Annotated in this window: 20 protein-coding genes, 4 tRNA genes and 3 rRNA genes; 5 read left to right on the top strand and 22 right to left on the bottom strand. The window is 47.0% G+C overall.

Features of this window, described 5'->3' with window-relative positions; translation table 11 throughout:
- Positions 1-52 precede the first annotated feature (52 nt).
- The 7 genes from ACZ444_RS04635 to ACZ444_RS04605 form a co-directional block, all read right to left on the bottom strand.
- Positions 53-125 (bottom strand) — tRNA-Val (locus ACZ444_RS04635).
- Between the two features lie 52 nt (positions 126-177).
- Positions 178-252, bottom strand: a tRNA-Glu gene (locus ACZ444_RS04630).
- A gap of 18 nt (positions 253-270) precedes the next feature.
- Positions 271-363, bottom strand: a tRNA-Ser gene (locus ACZ444_RS04625).
- A 1-nt stretch (position 364) separates the two neighbouring features.
- A tRNA-Asn gene (locus ACZ444_RS04620) sits at positions 365-439 on the bottom strand.
- Positions 440-480: 41 nt separating this feature from the next.
- A 5S ribosomal RNA gene (rrf, locus tag ACZ444_RS04615) occupies positions 481-596 on the bottom strand.
- 129 nt (positions 597-725) lie between these two features.
- Positions 726-3,651, bottom strand: a 23S ribosomal RNA gene (locus tag ACZ444_RS04610).
- A gap of 258 nt (positions 3,652-3,909) precedes the next feature.
- Positions 3,910-5,476 (bottom strand): 16S ribosomal RNA (locus tag ACZ444_RS04605).
- The 16S, 23S and 5S rRNA genes sit together here with 4 tRNA genes alongside, the layout of an rRNA operon.
- A 742-nt stretch (positions 5,477-6,218) precedes the next feature.
- Here ACZ444_RS04605 and ACZ444_RS04600 point away from each other — a divergent pair.
- On the top strand, positions 6,219-6,608 hold the full coding sequence (locus tag ACZ444_RS04600) for a YgzB family protein (protein ID WP_382357492.1): 390 nt from the start codon (positions 6,219-6,221) through the stop codon (positions 6,606-6,608).
- A 131-nt stretch (positions 6,609-6,739) separates the two neighbouring features.
- Here the strand turns inward: ACZ444_RS04600 and perR are convergent, their stop codons facing one another.
- From perR to ACZ444_RS04575, 5 genes are all read right to left on the bottom strand, one after another.
- The gene (perR, locus tag ACZ444_RS04595; RefSeq protein WP_382357501.1) at positions 6,740-7,192 is read right to left on the bottom strand and encodes a peroxide-responsive transcriptional repressor PerR; all 453 of its coding nucleotides are present in this window, start codon (positions 7,190-7,192) and stop codon (positions 6,740-6,742) included.
- 143 nt (positions 7,193-7,335) lie between these two features.
- Positions 7,336-7,896 carry a cob(I)yrinic acid a,c-diamide adenosyltransferase gene (locus ACZ444_RS04590; protein ID WP_382357491.1) on the bottom strand — a complete coding sequence of 187 codons (561 nt, stop codon included), beginning with the start codon at positions 7,894-7,896 and terminating at the stop codon, positions 7,336-7,338.
- A 2-nt stretch (positions 7,897-7,898) separates the two neighbouring features.
- A complete protein-coding gene (locus tag ACZ444_RS04585; protein WP_464433590.1) occupies positions 7,899-8,939 on the bottom strand; it encodes a D-2-hydroxyacid dehydrogenase in 1,041 nt (346 codons plus the stop codon).
- A 46-nt stretch (positions 8,940-8,985) separates the two neighbouring features.
- Positions 8,986-9,426: a thioredoxin-dependent thiol peroxidase gene (gene bcp / locus ACZ444_RS04580; RefSeq protein WP_382357489.1), complete on the bottom strand. Its 441-nt coding sequence runs from the start codon at positions 9,424-9,426 to the stop codon at positions 8,986-8,988.
- An 82-nt stretch (positions 9,427-9,508) separates the two neighbouring features.
- Complete coding sequence (locus ACZ444_RS04575) at positions 9,509-9,955, bottom strand: potassium channel family protein (protein ID WP_382357488.1); 447 nt, start codon at positions 9,953-9,955, stop codon at positions 9,509-9,511.
- Positions 9,956-10,078: 123 nt separating this feature from the next.
- On the opposite strand from ACZ444_RS04575, the gene ACZ444_RS04570 reads away from it, so the two are divergent.
- Complete coding sequence (locus ACZ444_RS04570) at positions 10,079-11,368, top strand: glutamate-1-semialdehyde 2,1-aminomutase (RefSeq protein WP_382357487.1); 1,290 nt, start codon at positions 10,079-10,081, stop codon at positions 11,366-11,368.
- A 60-nt stretch (positions 11,369-11,428) separates the two neighbouring features.
- Here the strand turns inward: ACZ444_RS04570 and ACZ444_RS04565 are convergent, their stop codons facing one another.
- The 4 genes from ACZ444_RS04565 to mutY all read right to left on the bottom strand — a co-directional run bounded on the left by ACZ444_RS04565 (position 11,429) and on the right by mutY (position 15,305).
- Complete coding sequence (locus tag ACZ444_RS04565) at positions 11,429-13,195, bottom strand: ABC transporter ATP-binding protein (RefSeq protein ID WP_382357486.1); 1,767 nt, start codon at positions 13,193-13,195, stop codon at positions 11,429-11,431.
- Positions 13,196-13,310: 115 nt separating this feature from the next.
- Positions 13,311-13,835, bottom strand: a complete 525-nt coding sequence (locus ACZ444_RS04560; protein WP_382357485.1) for a DUF402 domain-containing protein — start codon at positions 13,833-13,835, stop codon at positions 13,311-13,313.
- A gap of 120 nt (positions 13,836-13,955) precedes the next feature.
- Positions 13,956-14,126: a gamma-type small acid-soluble spore protein gene (locus ACZ444_RS04555; protein ID WP_382357484.1), complete on the bottom strand. Its 171-nt coding sequence runs from the start codon at positions 14,124-14,126 to the stop codon at positions 13,956-13,958.
- Between the two features lie 105 nt (positions 14,127-14,231).
- Positions 14,232-15,305: an A/G-specific adenine glycosylase gene (mutY, locus tag ACZ444_RS04550; RefSeq protein WP_382357483.1), complete on the bottom strand. Its 1,074-nt coding sequence runs from the start codon at positions 15,303-15,305 to the stop codon at positions 14,232-14,234.
- A gap of 81 nt (positions 15,306-15,386) precedes the next feature.
- Here mutY and ACZ444_RS04545 point away from each other — a divergent pair, with 81 nt between their 5' ends.
- Positions 15,387-16,373: a metal-dependent hydrolase gene (locus tag ACZ444_RS04545; protein ID WP_382357482.1), complete on the top strand. Its 987-nt coding sequence runs from the start codon at positions 15,387-15,389 to the stop codon at positions 16,371-16,373.
- Positions 16,374-16,483: 110 nt separating this feature from the next.
- On the opposite strand, the gene ACZ444_RS04540 is transcribed toward ACZ444_RS04545, so the two are convergent.
- Positions 16,484-16,828, bottom strand: a complete 345-nt coding sequence (locus ACZ444_RS04540) for a YfhH family protein (protein ID WP_382357481.1) — start codon at positions 16,826-16,828, stop codon at positions 16,484-16,486.
- A 69-nt stretch (positions 16,829-16,897) separates the two neighbouring features.
- Positions 16,898-17,710 (bottom strand): recombination regulator RecX, encoded by an 813-nt coding sequence (gene recX, locus ACZ444_RS04535; protein WP_382357480.1) that lies wholly within the window; start codon positions 17,708-17,710, stop codon positions 16,898-16,900.
- A 115-nt stretch (positions 17,711-17,825) separates the two neighbouring features.
- Here recX and ACZ444_RS04530 point away from each other — a divergent pair, with 115 nt between their 5' ends.
- A complete protein-coding gene (locus tag ACZ444_RS04530) occupies positions 17,826-18,716 on the top strand; it encodes a TIGR01777 family oxidoreductase (protein WP_382357479.1) in 891 nt (296 codons plus the stop codon).
- 66 nt (positions 18,717-18,782) lie between these two features.
- Here the strand turns inward: ACZ444_RS04530 and ACZ444_RS04525 are convergent, their stop codons facing one another.
- The 4 genes from ACZ444_RS04525 to ACZ444_RS04510 all read right to left on the bottom strand — a co-directional run bounded on the left by ACZ444_RS04525 (position 18,783) and on the right by ACZ444_RS04510 (position 23,034).
- A complete protein-coding gene (locus ACZ444_RS04525; RefSeq protein WP_382357478.1) occupies positions 18,783-18,959 on the bottom strand; it encodes a type II toxin-antitoxin system antitoxin in 177 nt (58 codons plus the stop codon).
- 12 nt (positions 18,960-18,971) lie between these two features.
- Complete coding sequence (locus ACZ444_RS04520) at positions 18,972-19,820, bottom strand: SPFH domain-containing protein (protein WP_382357477.1); 849 nt, start codon at positions 19,818-19,820, stop codon at positions 18,972-18,974.
- 70 nt (positions 19,821-19,890) lie between these two features.
- Entirely contained in the window at positions 19,891-20,757 is an 867-nt protein-coding gene (locus tag ACZ444_RS04515) for a ComEC/Rec2 family competence protein (protein WP_382357476.1), read from the bottom strand.
- Between the two features lie 144 nt (positions 20,758-20,901).
- Positions 20,902-23,034, bottom strand: a complete 2,133-nt coding sequence (locus tag ACZ444_RS04510) for an ATP-dependent Clp protease ATP-binding subunit (RefSeq protein WP_382357475.1) — start codon at positions 23,032-23,034, stop codon at positions 20,902-20,904.
- Between the two features lie 404 nt (positions 23,035-23,438).
- On the opposite strand from ACZ444_RS04510, the gene ACZ444_RS04505 reads away from it, so the two are divergent.
- Positions 23,439-25,160, top strand: a complete 1,722-nt coding sequence (locus ACZ444_RS04505) for a bifunctional diguanylate cyclase/phosphodiesterase (protein WP_382357474.1) — start codon at positions 23,439-23,441, stop codon at positions 25,158-25,160.
- Positions 25,161-25,364 lie beyond the last annotated feature (204 nt).

The following is a 25,364-nucleotide window of genomic DNA, read 5'->3' as shown; positions in this document are numbered from 1 at the left end:
CATACCTTACTTAAAATGTTTGCTTACGATGCAATACATATATTTTAAGTGATGGAGGATGCAGGGCTCGAACCTGCGGCTTCTTGCTTGTAAGGCAAGTGCTCTCCCAGCTGAGCTAATCCTCCGGCACATTATATTGCACTCATTTGTATACTCGCAATAACTTATAAAAAGAAATGGTGACCCGTACGGGATTCGAACCCGTGTTACCGCCGTGAAAGGGCGGTGTCTTAACCTCTTGACCAACGGGCCAAATATCAAGAAAATAAATGGCGGAGAGCGAGGGATTCGAACCCTCGAGACCGTGAAAACGGTCTACACGATTTCCAATCGTGCTCCTTCGGCCAACTCGGACAGCTCTCCATGGCTCCACAGGCAGGATTCGAACCTGCGGCTACTCGGTTAACAGCCGAGGGCTCTACCGCTGAGCTACTGTGGAATAATCCAAAAGTTAGCACTCAGTTGCAGTTGAATGAAACTGCCTGGCAGCGTCCTACTCTTGCAAGGGTCAAACCCCAACTACCATCGGCGCTGGAGAGCTTAACTGCTGTGTTCGGCATGGAAACAGGTGTGTCCTCTCCGCTATCGCCACCAGACCTTATGCTGTTCTTTTATTCTAATGAAGCACAGAAACCATTATAAGCATTTTTAATTCAAAATGCAAGAGGTTTTTTAAACCTTTGCACCCTGAAAACTAAATAAGAGAACCATCAAGCTGCAACCTGTTAGTTAAGTCCTCGATCGATTAGTATCCGTCAGCTTCACGTGTCGCCACGCTTCCACCCCGGACCTATCAACCTCATCGTCTTTGAGGGATCTTACTCACTGGACGTGATGGGAAGTTTCATCTTGAGGGGGGCTTCATGCTTAGATGCTTTCAGCACTTATCCTGACCACACGTAGCTACCCAGCCGTGCTCCTGGCGGAACAACTGGTGCACCAGCGGTGTGTCCATCCCGGTCCTCTCGTACTAAGGACAGCTCCTCTCAGACTTCCAGCGCCCGCGACGGATAGAGACCGAACTGTCTCACGACGTTCTGAACCCAGCTCGCGTACCGCTTTAATGGGCGAACAGCCCAACCCTTGGGACCGACTACAGCCCCAGGATGCGATGAGCCGACATCGAGGTGCCAAACCTCCCCGTCGATGTGAACTCTTGGGGGAGATAAGCCTGTTATCCCCGGGGTAGCTTTTATCCGTTGAGCGATGGCCCTTCCATGCGGAACCACCGGATCACTAAGCCCGACTTTCGTCCCTGCTCGACATGTAGGTCTCGCAGTCAAGCTCCCTTGTGCCTTTGCACGCTTACGAATGATTTCCAGCCATTCTGAGGGAACCTTTGGGCGCCTCCGTTACCTTTTAGGAGGCGACCGCCCCAGTCAAACTGCCTGCCTGACACTGTCTCCGGACCGGATCACGGTCCAGGGTTAGAATGTTCGTACAGCCAGGGTGGTATCCCACGGGTGCCTCCACGTAAGCTCGCGCTCACGTTTCCACGGCTCCCACCTATCCTGTACAAGCTGTACCAACATTCAATGTCAAGGTGCAGTAAAGCTCCACGGGGTCTTTTCGTCCTGTCGCGGGTAATGCGCATTTTCACGCATCGTATAATTTCACCGGGTCTCTCGTTGAGACAGTGCCCAAGTCGTTGCACCTTTCGTGCGGGTCGGAACTTACCCGACAAGGAATTTCGCTACCTTAGGACCGTTATAGTTACGGCCGCCGTTCACTGGGGCTTCGGTTCGCCGCTTCGCGCCAGAGGCGCTAACGCTTCCCCTTAACCTTCCAGCACCGGGCAGATGTCAGCCCCTATACGTCGCCTTGCGGCTTCGCAGAGACCTGTGTTTTTGGTAAACAGTCGCTTGGGCTTCTTCACTGCGGCTCAGGACTCGGCCCTGAGCACCCCTTCTCCCAAAGTTACGGGGTCATTTTGCCGAGTTCCTTAACGAGAGTTCTCCCGCTCACCTTAGGATACTCTCCCTGCCTACCTGTGTCGGTTTGCGGTACGGGCACCTGTGAACTCACTAGAGGTTTTTCTTGGCAGTGTGAAGTCAGGAACTTCGGTACTCAATTTCCCTCCCCGTCACAGCCTGGAACCATTGGCCGGATTTGCCTGACCAATTTCCTCACTGCTTGGACGCACATTTCCGACAGTGCGCATTCCTTATCCTTCTGCGTTTCCCCATCATTCAAATGCTCACGAGGTGGTACAGGAATGTCGGCCTGTTACCCATCGCCTACGCCTTTCGGCCTCGGCTTAGGTCCCGACTAACCCTGAGCGGACGAGCCTTCCTCAGGAAACCTTAGGCATTCGGTGAAAGAGATTCTCACTCTTTTTTCGTTACTCATACCGGCATTCTCACTTCCAAACGCTCCACCAGTCCTCACGGTCTGACTTCACAGCATTTGGAACGCTCTCCTACCATTGTTCCGAAGAACAATCCGCAGCTTCGGTGATACGTTTAGCCCCGGTACATTTTCGGCGCAGAGTCACTCGACCAGTGAGCTATTACGCACTCTTTAAATGGTGGCTGCTTCTAAGCCAACATACTGGTTGTCTGAGCAACGCCACATCCTTTTCCACTTAACGTATACTTAGGGACCTTAGCTGGCGGTCTGGGCTGTTTCCCTCTCGACCATGAACCTTATCACCCACAGTCTGACTCCCAAGGCTATGTAGCCGGCATTCGGAGTTTGACTGAATTCGGTAACCCGGTGAGGGCCCCTCGTTCAATCAGTGCTCTACCTCCGGTACACGCTCCTTGAGGCTAGCCCGAAAGCTATTTCGGAGAGAACCAGCTATATCCGTGTTCGATTGGCATTTCACCCCTACCCACGCCTCATCCCCGCATTTTTCAGCATACGTGGGTTCGGGCCTCCAGTCAGTGTTACCTGACCTTCACCCTGGGCATGGGTAGATCACACGGTTTCGGGTCTGCGACCGTATACTCAAATCGCCCTGTTCAGACTCGCTTTCGCTCAGGCTCCGTGTCTTCCACTTAACCTTGCATACGATCGCAACTCGCCGGTCCATTCTGCAAAAGGTACGCCGTCACCCATTAACGGGCTCCGACTACTTGTAGGCACACGGTTTCAGGTTCTCTTTCACTCCCCTTCCGGGGTGCTTTTCACCTTTCCCTCACGGTACTGGTTCACTATCGGTCACCAGGTCGTATTTAGCCTTGGGAGATGGTCCTCCCGTATTCCGACGGAATGTCACGTGTTCCGCCGTACTCAGGATCCACGCCGGAGGAAATCGCTTTTCGGCTACAGGGCTCTTACCTTCTTTGGCTGATCATTCCAAATCAATTCGCCTAAACCATTTCTTGATAACTCCGATGGCGTGTCCTTACAACCCCGGAAAGCAAGCTTTCCGGTTTGGGCTGTTTCCGTTTCGCTCGCCGCTACTCAGGAAATCGCGTTTGCTTTCTTTTCCTCCGGGTACTGAGATGTTTCAGTTCCCCGGGTATGCCACCTGCGCCCTATGGATTCAGACACAGGCACTGTCCCATTACGGACAGTGGGTTGCCCCATTCGGAAATCCTCGGATCACAGTCTGCTTACGACTCCCCGAGGCATATCGGTGTTAGTCCCGTCCTTCTTCGGCTCCTGGTGCCAAGGCATTCACCGTGCGCCCTTGATCACTTAACTTAATAAAACATTCGTTTAAACGAACGTCTGGATGTCGTCTTGAATGGTTTGCTCTTATTTAGTTTTCAAGGTGCAAATGTGCATCTCTGCACAAGGCTTCTATCTGCAAGCATCACAGTATGTGATAACTTAGACAGATGAGGGTTTGCTCCCTCAAAACTGAACCAAACAACCAGAGTAGCTGAAAACAGATATCGGTCCGGCCGATACTGCCGCGCTAAGCGACAAGCACCGGCTTCCGTATAATATCTTCCTTAGAAAGGAGGTGATCCAGCCGCACCTTCCGATACGGCTACCTTGTTACGACTTCACCCCAATCGTTGGCCCCACCTTCGGCGGCTGGCTCCAAAAAGGTTGCCTCACCGACTTCGGGTGTTGCCAACTCTCGTGGTGTGACGGGCGGTGTGTACAAGGCCCGGGAACGTATTCACCGCGGCATTCTGATCCGCGATTACTAGCGATTCCGGCTTCATACAGGCGAGTTGCAGCCTGCAATCCGAACTGGGAATGGTTTTATGGGATTTGCTTCACCTCACGGCTTCGCGTCCCTTTGTACCATCCATTGTAGCACGTGTGTAGCCCAGGTCATAAGGGGCATGATGATTTGACGTCATCCCCGCCTTCCTCCGGTTTGTCACCGGCAGTCACCTTAGAGTGCCCAACTTAATGCTGGCAACTAAGCTTAAGGGTTGCGCTCGTTACGGGACTTAACCCAACATCTCACGACACGAGCTGACGACAACCATGCACCACCTGTCACTCTGTCCCCGAAGGGAACACGGTATCTCTACCGCCATCAGAGGATGTCAAGACCTGGTAAGGTTCTCCGCGTTGCTTCGAATTAAACCACATGCTCCACCGCTTGTGCGGGCCCCCGTCAATTCTTTTGAGTTTCAGCCTTGCGGCCGTAATCCCCAGGCGGAGTGCTTAATGCGTTAACTTCAGCACTAAGGGGCGGAAACCCCCTAACACCTAGCACTCAACGTTTACGGCGTGGACTACCAGGGTATCTAATCCTGTTCGCTATCCACGCTTTCGCGCCTCAGCGTCAGTTACAGCCCAGAGAGTCGCCTTCGCCACTGGTGTTCCTCCACATCTCTACGCATTTCACCGCTACACGTGGAATTCCACTCTCCTCTTCTGTACTCAAGTCCTCCAGTTTCCAATGACCTGCCGCGGTTAAGCCGCGGGCTTTCACATCAGACTTAAAAGACCGCCTGCGCGCCCTTTACGCCCAATAATTCCGGACAACGCTTGCCCCCTACGTATTACCGCGGCTGCTGGCACGTAGTTAGCCGGGGCTTTCTGGTCAGGTACCGTCAAAATACTGCCCTGTTTGAACAGTATCTGTTCTTCCCTGACAACAGAGTTTTACGATCCAAGGACCTTCTTCACTCACGCGGCGTTGCACCGTCAGACTTTCGTCCATTGCGGATGATTCCCTACTGCTGCCTCCCGTAGGAGTCTGGACCGTGTCTCAGTTCCAGTGTGGCCGATCACCCTCTCAGGTCGGCTACGCATCGTGGCCTTGGTAGGCTTTGATCCCACCAACTAACTAATGCGCCGCGGGCCCATCTGTAAGTGGCAGCCTGAGGCCGCCTTTCAATCCCTCACCATGCGGTGAGAGGTGTTATCCGGTTTTAGCTCGCGTTTCCACGAGTTATCCCGGTCTTACAGGCAGGTTGCCCACGTGATACTCACCCGTCCGCCGCTCGTTCCACAAGCATCACCCCCGAAGGGGATCTGCTTGCTTCCCGCGCTCGACTTGCATGTATTAGGCACGCCGCCAGCGTTCGTCCTGAGCCAAGATCAAACTCTCCAATAAATAAGAGAGATGCAAACGACTGACACCGATCAATCGTTTTATCTCAGCGTTCATAATGTCTCAAAAAGCTTCATCCAATCATATGAACACATATGACCGGGAGCCTCTTACCTGACATCTGTTTCAGGCTGGTTGTTTTGTTCAGTTTTCAAGGAGCAAATCGGATGCCGCCTCTCAAAAGCGACTTAATTAATATAACATCCTTTAACTCTAACGTCAATAGATGATTTTAATTATTTCTTGTGCTTTTTCTTTCCTGAAAGCGACAATGTATAATTTAACATGATTGCCTTATTTAATCAAGAGACAATTTTAATTTTTTGTCGCGGCTGAATAATCAATTTCAGAAATAGCTTTGCGACGTTTGCTAATGTATCACGCATAAAATTGAGAGTCAACAAGTGATTAATAAAATTATATTTGTCCTTCTAAGTATCCCTCGAATCCTTGCACAGCAACCAGGCCTGAAAACCGACGGACCACTTGTTTCATTTAAATATACCGCATACAGCCCTGCCAGTGATACCATTTTAAATAATGATAACTCACCGGTCTTCCAGCTGTCTCTCCCATAAACACTGCCTTTTCCCCACCGGTCTATATTTCACAATATGCTTTTGATTGATAACAGCATCCTATATGCTTCACTTATGACTAATGTATGAAATCCTTTTCCCTAAACTGAAAATCCTGTAAAATATGCTATACTGGATACAGAAAAGACAAGGAGGGCTACCATACCATGGCCGATAAGCTGGTCTATAGCAGTAAAATAAATAAGATCCGCACATTCGCGCTGAGCCTAATTTTCGTTGGGTTTGTTATTATGTACGGTGGTTTATTTGCCAGAAATATTGATTGGCTGATGCTGACATTATTCATACTCGGAATGATATCAATCCTTTTAAGCTGCGCCGTTTACCTTTGGATTGGCTTGCTGTCGACAAGAGCTGTTCCAATTGTATGCCCAAACTGCGAAAAACCGACAAAAATGCTCGGAAAAGTTGATGGCTGCATGCATTGTAAACAGCCGCTGACGCTGGACAAAGATCTTGAAGGCCTTGAATTTGATGAGCGTTATAACAAGAAACGTTACCGTGCTCAAGTAAAAAACGACATAAAAAATGAATAAATAAGCGATGCCGGCTGCTATATTCACAGCCGGCATCGCTTATGCTTATTGATGCTGCAGACGTTTCGACGAATCATCAGACTGCTATGCCTGATCGCCAGCGTCAATAAACCATCAAAACAGCCGTTGTTCTACTGCTTCTGTACTGCTGCTTCCTGGCATGCCTGACACATGCCGTAAATTTCCATCCGATGATGGCTGACTTTAAACCCTGTCACCTGCTCAGCCAATGATTCAACTTCATCCAGTACTGGATAGTGAAAATCTTCAATCTTACCGCATTCTTCACAGATAATGTGGTAATGTTCACTTGATTTATAATCAAAGCGGCTTGATGAGTCACCATAGGTCAACTCCCGAACAAGGACGATTTGGCGTAAAACACGTAAATTATTATAAACTGTTGCAACACTCATATTAGGAAATTTTCCTTCAAGTGCTTTATAAATATCGTCGGCTGTCGGGTGGATCTCAGAGTCAACCAGATATTCAAGAACCGCATGACGTTGTGGTGTTATACGTACGCCGGAATCCTTTAGTGTATCAATAGCCTTCTGCAATTCCTGATTTTCTGACACCGTCATGCACCCCACTTTCAATACTTGATTAATTTTAGTCAAGTTATCATATTATAATTCCTACAATTAAGTGTAATTGCTGATGCTGGCCTCTGTCAATACACGTATATTGCCGGCTGGACTAAATTATTAATCAAATTGCAAAAAAGTTAAATGTCAGCTTTGAGCGGACGTTCTTCCCCGCCAAGCTGCTTATTAACATACCGGGCAGCCACAAATAAGAAATCTGACAGCCGGTTCAAATAGGACGTAACAAGCGGATTAACAGCTTCATACTCATTGAGCCCTGCAACTGTCCGTTCCGCGCGTCGTGCCACCGTCCGCGCCATATGCAATGCACTGGATGCTGCCAGGCCTGATGGCAGGATGAAATTATGAAGCATTTCCAAATCCTGATCCCACGCATCCATCTGCGTTTCAAGCTCATCAATATGACCTTGTCGCAATTCCCAGGCAACTTCCTTATCACCTGGCGTAGCAAGTTCTGCCCCAACATGAAATAAAATGGTCTGCACACGGTGCATCTGTTCCAAAAACACAGCTTTCTCCGGCCAGTCCTGACCATCAAGATAGCTTAGTGCAAGTCCAATAACGGAATTAAGTTCATCACACGTCCCGTACGCCTCCACCCGTAAGTCGGTTTTCGGCACCCGTTTACCAGAGATCAGCGACGTTTCACCTTTATCTCCCTTGCGTGTATAAATGCGCATACTCAATACCCCCTGCTCAAATCAATCTGGTTCTCAAAACGAGACCCGCCATCTAAATAAATGGTGAGATTTTGTTCAAAAATAGCGAGACCTCGCGACAAATAATTGCCCGAAACACCGGATATATGCGGCGTTATTGTGATATTAGGCTCATCCCAAAACGGATGATCCGCCGGAAGCGGTTCTTCATTAAAGACATCAAGCACCGCATGCGCAATCGTTTCATTATGCACTGCCTGTAATATGGTGCTGTCCTGAACGACATCACCGCGCCCCATATTTAAAAACACAGCATGATCAGGTAATTGCTGAAAGTGCTCTTCAACAAAAAAATCCTGAGTCTCCGGTGTGCTCGGAAGCACCGAAACGACCGCATCCGCCTCAGGCAGCACGCGGTTTAGCTCATCCCAGGTGAGGCAACTGTCAAAGTTATCCAGCTTCCGGCCGCTCCGTGAAACACCGTACACCGTCATCCGAAAAGCTTTAGCCAGCCGGGCCACTTCCTGTCCAATGGCACCCGTCCCGGCAATGAGAAGCGTATCTCCATTCAATTCGTGCATTTTTAACGACGGATCCCATACCTTCTCTTCTTCATTTTTCATAAGCTGCTTCTCCTGACGATATACCTGCAGCAGCATCGATAGAGCATATTCGGCCATTGGATATTTATGAATGCCCCGCACATTGGTGACAAGGATCCCCTGCTCACGAATCGCCGCAAAAGGCATTTCTTCCATCCCTGCGGACAATACCATAATCCACTTCAGAGAAGCTGCCTGGCTGACCAAATCGGCAGTAAGATCATTCCCATATGTCACGAGAATTGTCGCTTGATCTATGTGTTGTCTCGCTTCATCCATCTGGCGGCAAAATGTAAATGTCATGTCTGGAAAGTGTTCACGCAATTTTAACTGATGTTTTTCGGATATATTGGCGGAAAAAAGAATGTTCATGCCCGTCTCTCCTTTTATTGAATTGTTAACGATTTCAATAAAACGTTTAATGAAGCTGTCCATTTTTTTATTTATCAGCTCCTGCAGCACGTCAAATACAAAAACAGCCCACCCGCAGATGGACTGTCGTTAAATCTTAACTGGCATTTTGCAAATAATCAAGAGCTTCCTCAACGTGACCATCCACATTCACGTTGCGGAATTCCTTTTGCAAATTGCCTTCTTTATCGATGATAAATGTTGAACGTTCGATGCCATTATTCCAGACGCCATAATCTTCAGCTGCTTTGTGATCCTCATCAGCCAGCAGCATAAAAGGCAGATCATGTTTATTCATGAATTCTTTATGACTGTCCACTGGGTCAGGACTCACACCCAGAATAACCGCGTCAAGATCGCTGAATTTCGCCTTATTATCACGGAAATCACACGCTTCATTTGTACAGCCTGGTGTCATATCTTTAGGATAGAAATAAAGAACGACGTACTGGCCTCTATAGTCGGACAGACTCACCTGCTCACCGTTCTGATTCTTCAACGTGAAATCTGGTGCTTGTTTGCCTGCTTCTGCACGCATTAAAATCCCTCCGTAACTAAAATTGGCATGTCCATAAAAAATCAATGGACCACACTATTTTCTAGTGCCACTATAGCACAGTTTACTTGCTTTCTCCATTGTTCTGATTGGTCTGGACAAGATTCAGGACAAAGGCGGCCGGCAGAATATAACCAATCAATGCTTGAATAACGGCAATAAACCGCCCAAAGCCAATCGGTGTAATATCACCATAACCAATCGTCATGAGGGTGACGCCGCTGAAATAAAACGAACGCATTAAAGAGTCTGTAATGCTTGTATCCTGAAGTTTAGCGTTATCCACCAGCAGCACATGATTCATGGACAACACAAAATAAACCAGGCCAAAGCCGAGAAGCACGATTAGATAAATGACTAAAAGGGTATAAAAAATCTCCGCAGAAAACCGTGTGTCTTTCCCGCGCTTCCGGATGTTGCCTCCGCGAATAAAGCTGACGAGGCTCATCACCATGATCACTGTAATACTAATGATAACTGCCCATGCAATGGCATTCATACTATCCCCCATTCTAATCTTAATCTATGCTTATCCACCTGCTGAATAGTCATTGATTTTCGAGTGCTTTCTAATCCGTTATACTGGAAAAGGTCATAGCCGCATGGATGGCTAACAACCACAGGAGGTATACAAATGGATTTCTCAACGTCACAAGCATTACATAAAGAAGCCCAGGAACGCATTGTCGGGGGAATTAACTCACCATCCCGCGCCTATAAAGGTGTTGGGGGCGGCTCCCCTGTTTATATGGAACAAGGAAAAGGCGCTTATTTCTGGGATGTTGACGGCAACCAGTATATCGATTATCTGGGCGCATATGGACCGATCATTACCGGTCATGCTCACCCGCATATTGCTGAGGCAATCACTACTGCCGCTTATAACGGTGTTCTGTATGGCACCCCAACCAAAATGGAAAATAAACTGGCGGCAATGCTTCAGGCAGCTATTCCGTCACTGGAAAGACTGCGCTTTGTTAACTCCGGTACAGAAGCCGTAATGACAACGGTTCGTGTAGCACGCGCTTATACAGGCCGGGATAAAATTATTAAATTTTCCGGGAGCTACCACGGTCACTTCGATTCCGTTCTGGTTGAAGCTGGTTCGGGACCTGCAACACTGGGAACGCCTGACTCAGCCGGGATCCCGCAAACAGTCGCCGCCGATGTCATCACGGTCCCTTATAATGATCTGGAAACGTTCCAGCAGGCAATGGATCAATTCGGCGAGCAGATTGCCGCTGTCCTGGTGGAGCCAATCGTCGGAAACTTTGGCATCGTGAAGCCCTTCGACGGATTTCTGCAAGGGGTTAAAGATGCCACGCACAATGCCGGATCCCTGCTTATTTTTGATGAGGTAATCAGCGCATTCCGTTTCACATATGGCAGCTCACAGCAAATTTATGGCGTTGAGCCTGATATGACCGCCATGGGTAAAATCATTGGCGGCGGATTGCCAATCGGTGCTTATGGCGGCCGCCAGGCGATTATGGAACAGGTCGCACCACTCGGACCTGCTTATCAAGCGGGTACGATGTCCGGAAACCCTGCATCAATTTCAGCTGGAATTGCCTGCCTGGAAATTCTGCAAGGAACTGGTATATATGACAAGCTGGATTTCCTAGGCGCACGCCTGGAATCCGGCCTGCAGCAAAAAGCATCTGAAGCAGGCATTCCCATCACCATTAACAGAATGTGCGGTGCTCTGACCGTTTTCTTCGGCACTGATGACGTGACGAACTACGATCAGGCTGATGCAAGTGACGGCGACGCTTTTTCCCGGTTCTTCTGGCTGATGCTTGAGCAGGGCATTAATTTAGCCCCGTCCAAATTTGAAGCATGGTTCTTAACAACAGAGCATACAGAAGCTGATATTGATGCGACAATTGAAGCTGCCGGCAAAGCCTTTGCAGCTATGGCCTAAGGTTTTTCTTTTGTCTGTGTATAAAAAACACCTCCGCACGAGTTGCGGAGGTGTTTTTTATCAGGATTCGGAATCCGTATGATCATCGAGATTCTGCACGTGATACAAATCGTAATAGTGACCCTGTTTGGCCATTAATTCATTATGTGAGCCGACTTCTTTAATTTCACCCTCTTCGATCAGAACAATCCGGTTAGCGTGGGTGATCGTCGACAAGCGATGCGCTACAATAAATGTCGTCCGGTCTGAGGCAAGCCGTTCCATAGCTTCCTGTATAATATGCTCACTTTCCAGATCAAGCGCTGATGTCGCTTCATCAAAAACGAGGATCGACGGATTTTTCAAGAAAACACGTGCGATGGCCACACGCTGTTTCTGCCCACCGGACAGTTTCACACCGCGTTCACCGACAGTTGTTTCATAACCATTTTCCAATCCCATAATAAACTCATGTGCATTGGCCGCTTTAGCAGCTGCTGTGACTTCTTCATCAGTTGCATCGGGGTTGCCCATGCGAATATTCATAGCAATTGTTTCACTGAACAGGATATTATCCTGTAAGACCATACCGATATTATCGCGCAATGAACGGGCTTTTATATCACGAATATCCGTGCCGTCGACTTTTATCGAACCGCTTGTAACATCATAGAAACGCGGGATCAGGCTGACAAGTGTTGATTTACCGCCACCGCTCATGCCTACAAGCGCAATCGTTTCACCGCTTTCGACATTGAGCGAAACATTCCGCATGACATCGCCTTCCTCATCTTCATAACGGAACGACACGTTTTCAATATCAATGCGGCCATCAATTGAATCAATTTGTTTAGCATCCGGTTTATCAACAATATCATACGGTTCGTTCATTAATTCAAAAACACGGTCGATCGAGGCAATTGATTGCGTTAAAACGGTGGATGAACTGATCAGCCTGCGCAACGGACCATAGACCCGTTCCATCAAACCTGTAAAGGCAGCCATAGTTCCAATTGTGACATCACCTGCAATCACCGAATAGCCCGCAAAGGCGATAACCAAAAGCGGAGCAAGATCCGTAATCGTATTCATCACCGCAAACGTTTTGGCATTCCAGTCGGTGTGGTTCAGAGCCTTTTGCAGGAAGTTGGCATTGCGCTTGTCAAACTGATTCTGTTCATAATCTTCCAGAGCAAAACTGCGTGTCACTGAAATCCCCTGGACACGCTCATGCAAGTGTCCCTGCACTTCCGCAAGTGCCTGCGAGCGTTCGCGCGTCAAGTGTCGCAGACGTCCATAAAAGTAGCGAACACAGAAGCCAAATATCGGGAACAAAATAACGGCGACAATTGTCAATTCGACATCCATGTTCAGCATAATAACAATAGCGATCAGAATGGTGACCATGTCCAGCCAAATATTCATGAGCCCAGTCACAACAAAATTCTTGGTTTGTTCGACATCATGTATTACCCGGGAAATAATTTCCCCGGTTTTTGTCTGAGAATAGAAACCCAGGCTTAATTTTTGGAGATGGTCGAACAATTTATTTCTCAGATCATACAGGACAGAGTTGCCTACCCACTGCGCCAGATATTGCCGGAAATATTCAACCGGTGGACGCAAAATCAGGAAAATGACAAAGGCACCGCCCATCAGCCAGAATAATTGTTCCAGTTTCGCTGATTCTCCCAGACCATCTGCATTAATAATATCGTCGATAACATAGCGCACAATTAATGGTGTCAAAAGCGGAATACCGAATTTGGCGATTCCGATAATGACGGTTATCATAATCTTCCACTTATAAGGCTTTACAAACTGTAAATATTGCTTAATCCTGCCCATAATTGCTATTCCCTCACTTTAATAAAAAGAAAAGCCTTGCTACAAACGTAACAAGGTGCTTGTAAGACACGCTTCCAAGTATAAACCGATGCCCGGTGGTAAGCAATAATTTGAACTAGGTATCGGCATAGTGCTGATACCACTGCTCAATGAACTCATGTGAAAAAGGACCCTGACGCTGTTTGATCCACGTCAGCAAGTAATCCTTATGACGATGCAAAACACGATCAAGGGAATCAGAGTAATTCATCTCACGTTTATGCGCTTCATACTCGTCCTCATCCAGCAACTCCCAGGTCATATCAGGATAAACCTGCACATCCAGGTCGTAGTCGGTGTATGTTAAAACGCCATCTTCAAACAGAAACGGTGAACTGATATTACAATAGTAGTGAATGCCGTTTGTTTGCAGCATGCCAATAATATTGAACCAGTAATTTTTATGGAAATAACAGATTGCCGGCTCACTAGTTGTCCATATGCTGCCATCACTTTCCCTGACACGCGTTTTATCATTGGCCCCAATAATAACCGTGCTGGTCGCAGACAGTACGAGCGTCTTTTCCCACACCCTGTGCAGCTGGCCATTATGTTTATAACTATGTATCGAAATTTCTGAGCCCGCTCCTGGAACAGTCATGCTACCTCTCCTTTACTTGTCACTTCTTTATATCTTCCCATAATAGCCGTCCAGTGAAACATCAGAAAAGAGCTCCCTGGGGAAGGAAGCTCTTTTCTGGTTCATTTGGAACTGATGGCATTACTTTTTATTTTGCTCTGATTTTTTGTTCCGTTCCTTCACAGATTGTACATCGGTTTCAGCTGCATATTCTGTCTCATACTGGCCTTGTTTTGCCTGTTGGTTTTGTTTCTTAACATCTTCTACGTTAGTGCCAGTTTTTGTTTGGTTGGGCTGTTTATTTTTAGCCACCTAAATCACCTCCGCAGTCCATACTTTTTCCGTTCTGCCAGCATTTATCCATTGAAATTTAATGTTAAATTTTTACGGGCCATAGCGAAAAAAGCACGCCTCTTGTCACGAGGTGATATACGGCATCATCTTCTGATGGGACACTGGAAATGGATAATCATCCAATTCCTCAAGGCTTACAAATCGCTGGCGCCCATCTGCGGACTGTGACGCAGTTGTTTCGGCTGCTATAATCGCCAGCTGCCAGATAATATGTGAAAAGACGTGTTTAAGCTGCCCTTGTACGGCTCCGAGCGTTACAGGGACGCCATATTCCAGCTCGAACCAGGCAGCCATATGGTCCTTTCCTATCTCATCGACAGGCACCATAGGGAACTGCCACATATTGGCCAACAGCCCGTTATCAGGTCTTTTTTCGATTAGATACTTACCGTCTGCATTGCGGATGAGCAGAACCGTGTAATGAACCTCTTTCTGCTTTTTGGCTTTTGATTTAACAGGTAGCTGCTGCTCATTTCCCGCCTGAAAACCGCGGCAATATGCCTGAACCGGACAGAATAGACACATCGGTTCTTTCGGTGTGCAAATAAGCGCGCCAAGCTCCATGATGCCCTGGTTGAATGATGATGGGTCATCACTGGCTATCATGGCCCGAACGATGTGTTCAAACTGTTTTTTAACGTTTGGCTGCGCGATATCATCATCGGCATTCAGGACACGGGCCAAAACACGCATAACATTTCCATCAACTGCGGGCTGCGGCTGGTCATAGGCAATTGACAGAATGGCCCCCTTCGTATAGGGACCAACCCCCTTAAGAGAACCAAGAGCTTTCGGATCATCCGGCACGTTGCCATCATACGAGTTGACCACTTCGCGAACGGCACTTTGCAAATTGCGTGCGCGGGAATAATAACCAAGCCCTTCCCACATTTTTAAAACATCCTGCTGATCAGCGTGCGCTAAGTCATAGACAGTCGGATATTTTGCGATAAAGTGTTCAAAATAAGGTATGACTGTATCAACCTGCGTTTGCTGCAGCATGATTTCGGATACCCATATTTTATACGGATCCTGGGTCTGACGCCAAGGCAGGTCGCGTTTATTTGTCTGATACCAATCAATCAGATCTTTCTGAAATCCATTAACGTCAAAATTCTGTAAGATTTGATTATTCATTTGCTGACATCCTTTTGTTACAATGGTGATGATCCAAGGTATATTTTATACTCTGACCCTTATGTAGGAGGAACCAGGTCTATGGACACAGGCACTCACATCGTTATGGGAGTTGCACTCGGCGGACTGGCAACATTGGACCCCGCCGTACAGAATGATCCTGAATTATTCGGCGCTGTCTTTGCTGGGACCGTCATAGGGTCACATGCTCCTGATTTTGATACCGTTTTAAAATTGCGCAACAATGCTGTTTATATTCGCCACCACCGTGGCATTACCCATTCCATGCCAGCCGTTCTGCTGTGGGGAATTCTGCTGGCAGGCATTATCTATGCGATTCTGCCGAGTGTCAGTTTTGGCCATTTATGGCTGTGGACAGCCCTGGCAGTGGTGATTCACGTGCTGGTTGATATTCCGAATGCTTACGGAACACAAGCTCTCAGACCCTTTTCTCACAAATGGGTAGCGCATGGCGTTATTAACACGTTCGATCCGTATATTTTCCTGCTCCTTGCTGGCGGGATTGTAGCCTGGCTGATTGGTGCAAACCCCGGTTATACCTTTTTGATTCTTTACGCTGTGATTGCCCTTTATTATATCAAACGCTATATTGATAAACGGGAAATCATTCGTAAAATTAAAGACCATTACCCGGAGACCAGGCAAATTGTTACGTCCCCGACCATAAAACAAAATCGCTGGCGTGTTGCTATTACAACGAACGATTACTTTTATGTCGGCAAGGTAAAAGACGGGCATATCGACATCATCGATCAATTCAGAAAAGTTCCTCTGCCGGATAACGAGCTCTTCCGTATCGCCCGGCAGGATAAAAACATCGATGCTTTTCTGTCTTTTTCACCGGTTTATCGCTGGGAACAAAACGATTATGACGACGTCACGGAGATACGGCTGATTGACTTACGGTACCGCTCCAACGATCGTTATCCTTTTGTCGCTGTTGCTTTGATTGACGAGAACAAGCAGATTTTAAATTCTTACACGGGCTGGATTTATTCTGAGCAAAAACTGCAGAATAAACTGGAATTCCGTAACTCCCCCATATGAAAATGGCGGAAATAAGCACAAATCTATAAGCCATCAAAAAAAGGCTGGGACAAGCCGCGCAAGCGTTCTTTTAACTGTTCGCACTTTTGTCCCAGTCTTTTTTTGAACATTCATCCTTGCGATATGTCAACTTTTTCACCAAGCAGCGAAATGGGCAGAGCCTCTTCCTTCTCCTGTACTTCATTTAATAAATTAACACGGTGCCCCCAGGCGAACACACCATTAATGTAATTAATTTTAAATTTATAGCCTGGATCGCCTTTCAGTTCATGCACGTCTTCCGGGTGAAAATCATCCGGGTTCAGCATATAAGCTATTGCCAGCTGCATTTTCCGCTCGTTAATAGCCACTTCACTGATGTTGCCAAACTGCTCTGCTGTTTGTGCCTTTTCCTTAAGCTTGCCAACTTCCTCCCGCAATTGCTCGACTGTATAATCACTATAGCGCATAGTCATCGTTTAAGACTCCCTTCTTCATCAGTTTACATGCCAGCAGCACGTCAGGCCAATCAAAACCATCAGACCTTATTCCGCACGGCTATCATCCAAAAACTGCTGAATCAGATCAAGTGTGAAGCCTTTGCGATACAGGGCTTCTTTCACTTTTTGCTCAAGTTCGGCACCACTGTATTTCTGCTGGTGTTTCCGGTGCAGTTTCTCGCCTTGTTTTATCAGGGCTTCCCACTCAGCGTCATCATCACGCTCATTTTGAAGTTCATTTGTGATCGCCTGAATAACATCGCTGGTGAAGCCCTTCTGCATGAGCGTTCCCTGGATCTGCTGTATTTTTTGCTGAAATGATTTTGCGTGGCTGGCGCTGCGTTTTTTTAACGCTAATTTAAGGGCCGTGTCGTATTGGCCGGCGAACGTATATGCTGACACAGCTTCAGAGGCAAGTGCTGCATCGACGCCTTTTTGCCGCAGTTCCTGTTCGACCAGCTTCGGCCCTTTGTTCGTTGTATTCTGCCGCGTGCGAACAAATGACTCAGCAAACTGTCTGTCATCGACCAGCCCCTCCGTGATAAGCTTGTCCATAATCTGGTCAAGCTGCTCCTCGTCCACATCTTTTTGATCCAGATAGGTCCGAATTTCTTGTTTTGTCCGCATTCGGTAGCTTAAAAAATTGATTGCAAGGGTATAGTGCTTATGGAATGTGTCCTGCCGAATAAGTGCTTGAATCGTTGCGTCATCCAATTCCATTTGTTTGTGCAGACGATACGCAACCAGGACAGCCTCATCAACACTGAATCCATATGATTCACCCTGACCGTCATCCAGAAAAATATTATAGCGTCCGCGATCTTTTTTCTGTGTGGTAATCCGGGAGATTGCTGTCACTGTAACGCCTCCTTCCCCCAGATGCTATTATAGCATGAATATGGGCTGTCTTTTTAGCATTTTGGACTAACGATAACATGTGCAGCATAAACTAAAAACGATAGGAGTGCAGCCAATGAATATTATGATTACGGGTGGAACCGGTCTGGTCGGCCGGCATCTTACAGAAGCATTGACCGCTCAGAATCACCATATCTACATCATGACACGCGCACCTGAAGACAACACAAATACCGCTGCTGTAACTTACATCGGTTATGACCACTCTGTTAGGCAGCTGCCGGTCATTGAAGCGGTGGTTAATCTGGCGGGCGATTCACTGTTCGGTTATTGGACGGACAGGAAGAAGAGAGGTATCCGCCATAGCCGGATTGATGTCACACAGCAGGTTATTCGGATGATGGAGCAGATGGATCCTAAACCAAACGTGTTCATCAGCGGCTCGGCGGTTGGTTTTTATGGAACATCTGAGGACTTTATTTTTACAGAAAAGACGACAGAATCCGGCGCTGATTTTCTTGCCAATGTTACAGCAGCGTGGGAACAAACCGCTAAGCAGGCTGAGGCACTGGGCATCCGTACAGTCTATGCACGTTTCGGTGTTATTTTAGCTGAGAGCGGGGCATTGCCGTTGATGAAACTGCCGATGAAGCTATTTGCCGGGGGACGAATTGGAAGCGGCGAGCAGTGGCTGTCGTGGGTGCATATCGATGATGTTATCGGCCTTCTGGCATTCTGTCTTTTCCATGAGGAGATGAGCGGCCCGGTCAATATCACGGCCCCACATCCGAAGCGGAACAAAGACTTCACCAAGGTGCTCGCAAAGGTCTTGCACCGGCCGCAGTGGCTGCCGGTTCCAGCTCCGATTGTCAGGTTCGTGATTGGTGAGATGAGCCTGCTTGTAGCCAAAGGGCAGTATGTTCTGCCTCACAAGGCGCGGGCAGCTCAGTATACGTTCATCTATCCGTATTTGCAGGAGGCTCTGCAGGCAACGGAAGGATCGTAGCTTAAGCGAATCCGAAGGCCTGCGTCAATCAACATTAAAAAACCCGCCATTTTGATTAGCGGGAAATTAGTCATTATTCCGTTTTTCACCTGATGGCGGGAATCGGCCCGCTTGTTTAGCCGACTCCCGAAGTAAAAATTCAACATGACTGTTAACACTGCGAAATTCATCCTTAGCCCAAAACTGCAGAGCCTTATATAATTCGGGATCGATCCGTAATGGAAAATGCTTTTTTTGCGCCATGCTAACCCTCTCTTACTGGTAAAGTGTTCCTGTATTGACGACGGGCTGCGATCCATTTTCCGAGACAATCGAAACGAGCAGATTATTGACCATAGCGGCACGGCGCTCCTCATCCAGCTCAACGACTCCCTCTTTTTCCAGACGGGCGATCGCATCTTCCACCATCCAGACGGCTCCTTCAACAATTTGCTGGCGAGCAGCTATAATCGCACTTGCCTGCTGTTTCTGGAGCATAGCCTGTGCTACTTCCGTGGAATAAGCTAAATGTGTCAGCCGCGTTTCCATGACTTCGACACCAGCCAGCGTTAAACGCTCCTGCAAATCCTTCGCCAGTTGAGCTGATACTTCCTCAGCATTGCCTCGCAATGTCATATCGTCATCCGTAAATGTATCATAAGGGTATTGTGTAGCGACAGCACGGATCGCTGTTTCACTCTGAATGGCCACATATTTCTCATACCGGTCAACCTCAAAAACAGCCTTTGCTGCATCAACTACGCGAAAAACAATGACGGCCGCAATGTCAATCGGATTGCCATTAACATCATTGACTTTCAGCAGACTGCTGTTAAAATTCCGCACCCGCAGTGATATCATGTGCCGGGTTGAAAACGGGATTGTGATGACCATACCTTCGTGGCGAATGCTCCCCATATACTGTCCCAAAAAAATCACAACTGCCGCCTGATTTGGCTGAACAATCGTAATACCGCTTCCCAGAACAATTGCAATGATAAGTGCAATCGCCCCGATTATCCAATGCGCATCCAGGGCACTCATCACCATAACAGCGAGTAAAACCACGATGGCCAGCATTCCGACATAACCATTCATCATCCAGGCTTCTTTTTCACGAATCACATAGACACACCCTTCATCTGTTTCATATTTATATTAATATGATATCACATTAATATAAAATAGCAAAAAATCAGTTAGCTTTTAAATAGTCTGTCGGCATTTTTTCCTGAAAAATCATCACGCTTTCACCATTTGTCCTGATCGTGATATTCCCAAACATAGCTGTCGGATACATGGCTGTATCAACATCCTGTAAATTCGTCATCACGCGGTCGACCGGATGACCATATTTATTCTCCTCACCATATGTCAGAATGGCCATATCGGGACTGACTTCCTGTAAAAATTTCCGTGATGTACTCGTACGGGAACCATGGTGGGCCACTTTGATAATGTCTGAATCAAGATTATAGTTGTTCATCAGGCGTTTTTCCTGATCCTTGCCAACATCCCCCATCAGCAGAAAATCCGTATCTTTAAATGAAAGCTTCAGGACAATAGAAGCTGCATTATTCCTCTGGGGTCCTTCATAGGCATTCAGCACCCGTATTTTCAGATATGGATCCAGTTTTATCAGCTCATTTTTTTCCGCTATAGTGAGCGGTATTTGCTGTTTTAAAATCTGACTGGCATATTTGGCATAGGTTTTTGTCGAATGAATTTTTCCTATATCCATAATCTTTTTTATTTCAAATGTTTTTATAACAGCTGCCATTCCTCCGATATGATCGATATCCGGATGTGTCGCAATCACCAGATCCAATTGACTGACCTGATGCTTTTTTAGAAAGGCGGTTACGTTTTTGCCTGATTTCGGAGGGCCTGCATCGATTAAAATATTTTTTCCCTCTGGCGTTTGGATCAGCATGCTGTCCCCCTGACCAACATCGATGAAATGAACATCCATTTCGTTTGCCTCTTCGGCGTCAGCGCTGGGAACATTTATGGAAGCAGAAACTAAGACTATCAGTATTAATAAACCTATGCAGCGCTGCATACAACCATCCTCTTCACGTGTGAGTGTATCGCGATTATTATGTGATTATAGGGGGTGCTGTATACAAGCCAGACAGCACCAGCAGGGAGTTTGGACATAAAAAAAGACCGCTGAACTATGTCAGCGGCCTTTTAGCAATCTGCATTACTTACTTTGTTCAACAACAATCTGACCGTCATTAATGTGCACATTCACAGCTTCGATCGACTCATCTTCCAGAAGAATATCAGTCAGCTGATCTTCAACTTCGTCCTGGATGACACGGCGCAGTGGACGTGCGCCTAAGCGTTTGTCATAGCCAAGCTGGACAAGTTTTTCTTTTGCAGCATGTGTCACTGAGATCGAGATGTTGTTTTCTTCGATGGTTTCTTCCAGATCACCAAGCATCAAATCAACAATTTGCAGCAAGCTGTCTTCATGAAGTTCATTGAATTGGACAATACTGTCGAAACGGTTCAGGAACTCAGGTTTGAAATAGGCACTCAGGTTCTCAAGTGTTGAGACAGAATCATGTTCGTCATTGTTGAAACCAACATTGATTTGTTTTTCACCCGTTCCAGCATTACTTGTCATGATGATAACTGTTTCTTTAAAGCTGACAGTGCGGCCTTGTGAATCGGTCAGCTGTCCGTCCTCCATAATTTGCAGGAACATGTTCTGCACATCGGGATGTGCTTTTTCGATCTCGTCGAGCAAAAGAATGCTGTATGGATTGTGACGGACTTTCTCTGTCAGCTGGCCGGCTTCGTCATGGCCGACATATCCTGGTGGTGACCCGATGATTTTCGATACGGCATGTTTTTCCATATACTCACTCATATCAAGCCGGATCAGACTATCACGGGTGCCAAACAGTTCTTCTGCCAGAGCTTTGGTCAGTTCCGTTTTACCGACACCAGTCGGACCGACAAACAGGAACGATCCAATCGGACGATATTTGGATTTCAGACCTGCACGGCTGCGGCGGACAGCTTTGGCAACTTTTTGTACAGCTTCGTCCTGACCGATCACCTTACTGTTAAGCTGTTCAGCCAGATTGCGCATCTTTTGCTGTTCCTCTGCCTGCAGTTTAGTAACTGGAATACCTGTTTTTTCTTCTACAATCAGTTCAATATCTGAAACGGCAACATCGACAACCTGATCTTCATTTTTGGCTTTTTCCAGCTGTTTTTCCAGCTGTGTTTCCTGATAGCGCAGCTGAGCCGCTGTTTCATAGTCTTCTTTTTCAGCGGCTGCCTCTTTTTCGCTTGTTACTTCATCTAAGCGGCTTTTAATGGAATCGGAGTCTTTCTCCGCGTTATCAAGATTCAAGCGTGAGCCGACCTCATCCATTAAGTCAATCGCTTTGTCCGGCAGGAAGCGATCCTGAATATAGCGTTTTGACAATGTAACGAACGCACGGACGGCTTCATCAGGATACCGGACTTCGTGAAATTTCTCATAGCGGTCCTTCAGACCCTCAAGAATCTGCACCGCATCTTCCTCCGAAGGCTCTTTCACCATAACGGGCTGAAAGCGGCGTTCAAGTGCTGCATCTTTTTCAATCTGCCGATATTCTTTCAGCGTTGTCGTACCGATTAGTTGCAGTTCACCGTTTGCAAGGGCTGGTTTCAGAATGTTGCCAGCATCCATTTGGGAACCTTCAGCAGATCCGGCACCAACCAGCTGATGAATTTCGTCAACAAACATGATAACTTCAGGACGCTGTTCTAATTCCTGAACAAGCTGTTTCATCCGTTCTTCAAATTGACCGCGCATACTTGTATTAGCAACAAGAGAGGCCACATCTAATAGATAAATCTCTTTATCCATCAGTTTAGCAGGTACTTTACCTTCCGTAATCTGCCGGGCCAGTCCTTCAGCAATCGCTGTCTTGCCAACACCAGCTTCGCCAATCAGAATCGGATTGTTTTTGTTCCGGCGATTAAGGGTTTCAACAACGCGTTTCACTTCATTATCACGTCCGATTACCGGATCAAGTTTGCCGGCACGTGCCTGATCGGTAATGTTTTTACCAAGTTCATCGAGTAAGCCATTGCCCTGGCCGGATCCCTGCTGCGTTTTTGTTCCAGTGAAGCTCTGGCCTTGCTCGCCATTGCCCTGGAAGAAATTATTAGCAAAGTCCCCTTGCTGGCCTTGAGCAAAATCGTCACTCATCATACTTTTTTGTACATCCCGGAAACATTGATTGCATAGCTGCACATTCATACGTTCATTGTTGACTTGCATTTGTACATTGATTGTTGCTGGACGAACACCACAATTTTGACATTGCATGTGTGATTCCTCCCTAATTAATCATAATCTATTCTTAAATTTAACTTTGACTTTGACTATCTTTGACCTTACGATTCTTATTATAACTTGACCTTCTTTGACTTTCAAGAGAAACACCTAATTTTTTCGAGAAAAATGGTGTGAAGCAGATTGATTGCCGTGATTCTATTGAGCTATTCTGCGCTTTTCCCTTGATCCATGAGTACTATTACCGATTATAGTAAGGTTTAAACATCAAAACTAAAATCGTTTTAATTAGATGAGCAGATTTCACTATTAAACGCCATTTGACGTTTCTCGACATTTTCCGTCTGCAGAGTATTCCATTTTCATACAATATATATTACAATTATTGTAAGAAAATCGTTTATACGGATTATGATTGTTTAAGGAAGGGATAAACGTTGAGCAATCTGCAGCACAATGACGAAGCCAAAAAGAATGCTGAATTTGTATCGAGCCATTTAAAAATCGGTATGTGGCAAAAGGATTATACGTGGGATGCATTTGAATATGTGTCAGAAGGCATCAGTGATATACTGGCGCATCCCGTGCAGGAACTCTATGATAATCCCGATTTATGGAAAGACCTGATTCACCCTGCAGACAAGGATAGCGTGCTCCAAACATACGACTCACTGCAAACGGGTGACTCACTGGATCACCATTACCGCATTCTGCGTGGTGACGGTTCGGTACGATGGGTCTTTGATCAAACCATTAAAGCGTTGAATGATGACGGAAGAACTATCTCCCTGTTCGGCACACTGACAGATATAACCCCGGAAGTCGACATGCGGCGTAAGCTGAAGCATCTGTCAAGCTATGACGCTCTGACATCGCTGCCGAATCGGCAAAGTTTATACGATAAACTCGATACATTTTGCAGCCGTCATACAGCCGAGCCGTTTGCCCTGCTTCATATTGATCTGGACAGACTTCAGCTTATCAACGATTCCCTTGGGTACATAACAGGCGATAAACTGCTGCAGGAAACGACGAGAAGACTCTTGTCTGTGCTGCCGGCTGAAGCCTATTTGGCACACGTCAGCAACAATGATTTTATTGTCCTCATGGCGTATGCTTCCAAAACAGACGCAACACAGGCAGCGTCTCGCATCATTAAGACGCTTAAGGAACCATTCCAGATTGAAGAAGACGATCTCAGATTGCATGTCACCGCCAGTATTGGCATCAGTTTTTACCCGTCAGATGGGGAAAAAAAGCTGTTACTGCTGCGGAATGCCCACAATGCCTTGAGCTATGCTAAAGAGCTGGGCAAAAATAATTATCAGCTGTATGAAGCATCGCAGGAATTCTCCTCTTCCGAGAAGCTTATTCTGGAAGAAGAGATGCGCCAGGCGATTGCAAACGAGGATTTTAAGCTTTATTACCAGCCACTGGTAGATGCGTCTACAGGGGCTATCAACGGAGCGGAAGCGCTGCTGCGATGGTACCATGCTGAGCGGGGTTTCGTATCGCCGGGTGAATTTGTGCCATTGGCCGAAGAAAATCATCTTATCCATGAAATCGGCAGCTGGGTGATCCAGACAGTATGCCAGCAACTACGAGCCTGGATGGATCAGGGATTACCCATGTTCCCCGTTGCGATCAACGTATCGCCTATTCAATTCATGAACGAAGAGCTGGTTGCCTTCATCGAAGAACAATTAAACACTTACAACATTCCAGCCAAGTACCTGAAACTGGAAATTACGGAAGGCTCTCTGCTTAGAAACGAAAAAACGGTGCTTGATAAATTGCAAAGACTGAGCAATCTGGGTATCAAGATCGCCATTGATGACTTTGGCACAGGGTTTTCATCGCTGATGCATCTGAAGAAGTTTTCACCTGATATCATTAAAATTGATAAAGGTTTCGTTCAGAGTATTGGAAATGAACAAACCATTGATGCCGCGATTACGTCAACCGTTCTTCATTTGGCCCAAGAACTTAATATGACAGTGATTGCCGAGGGCGTTGAAGAACACGTCCAGCTGGATTTTCTGCGCGACCATCATTGCGAGATCATTCAAGGGTTTTTGTTTTCCAAACCCGTTCCCGTCGAAACATTCGAGCAAATGCTCGCAGATGGCTATTTGAAACCTGCCCCTCCCCAAGCCTGATGCTTGCGTAATAGCTATAGAAACAACAAGGGGCTGGGACAAACGACAAACGAAAGCGAATAACTCAAGCGTCGAACAATGCTCCGGTTCAGCGGAGGAAAAGACGGAGACTCCTGCGGGAGCAAAGGATAGGTGAGACCCCGGAGCGCGCCAGCGTGAGGAGGCTCACCAGCCGCCCGCGGAGAAGATGTCTTTTTCCGGAGC

The sequence above is a fragment of the Lentibacillus kimchii genome, from assembly GCF_055381965.1.
Note: the sequence above shows the minus strand (reverse complement) of the source record. Positions and strands in the feature narration are given on the sequence as shown.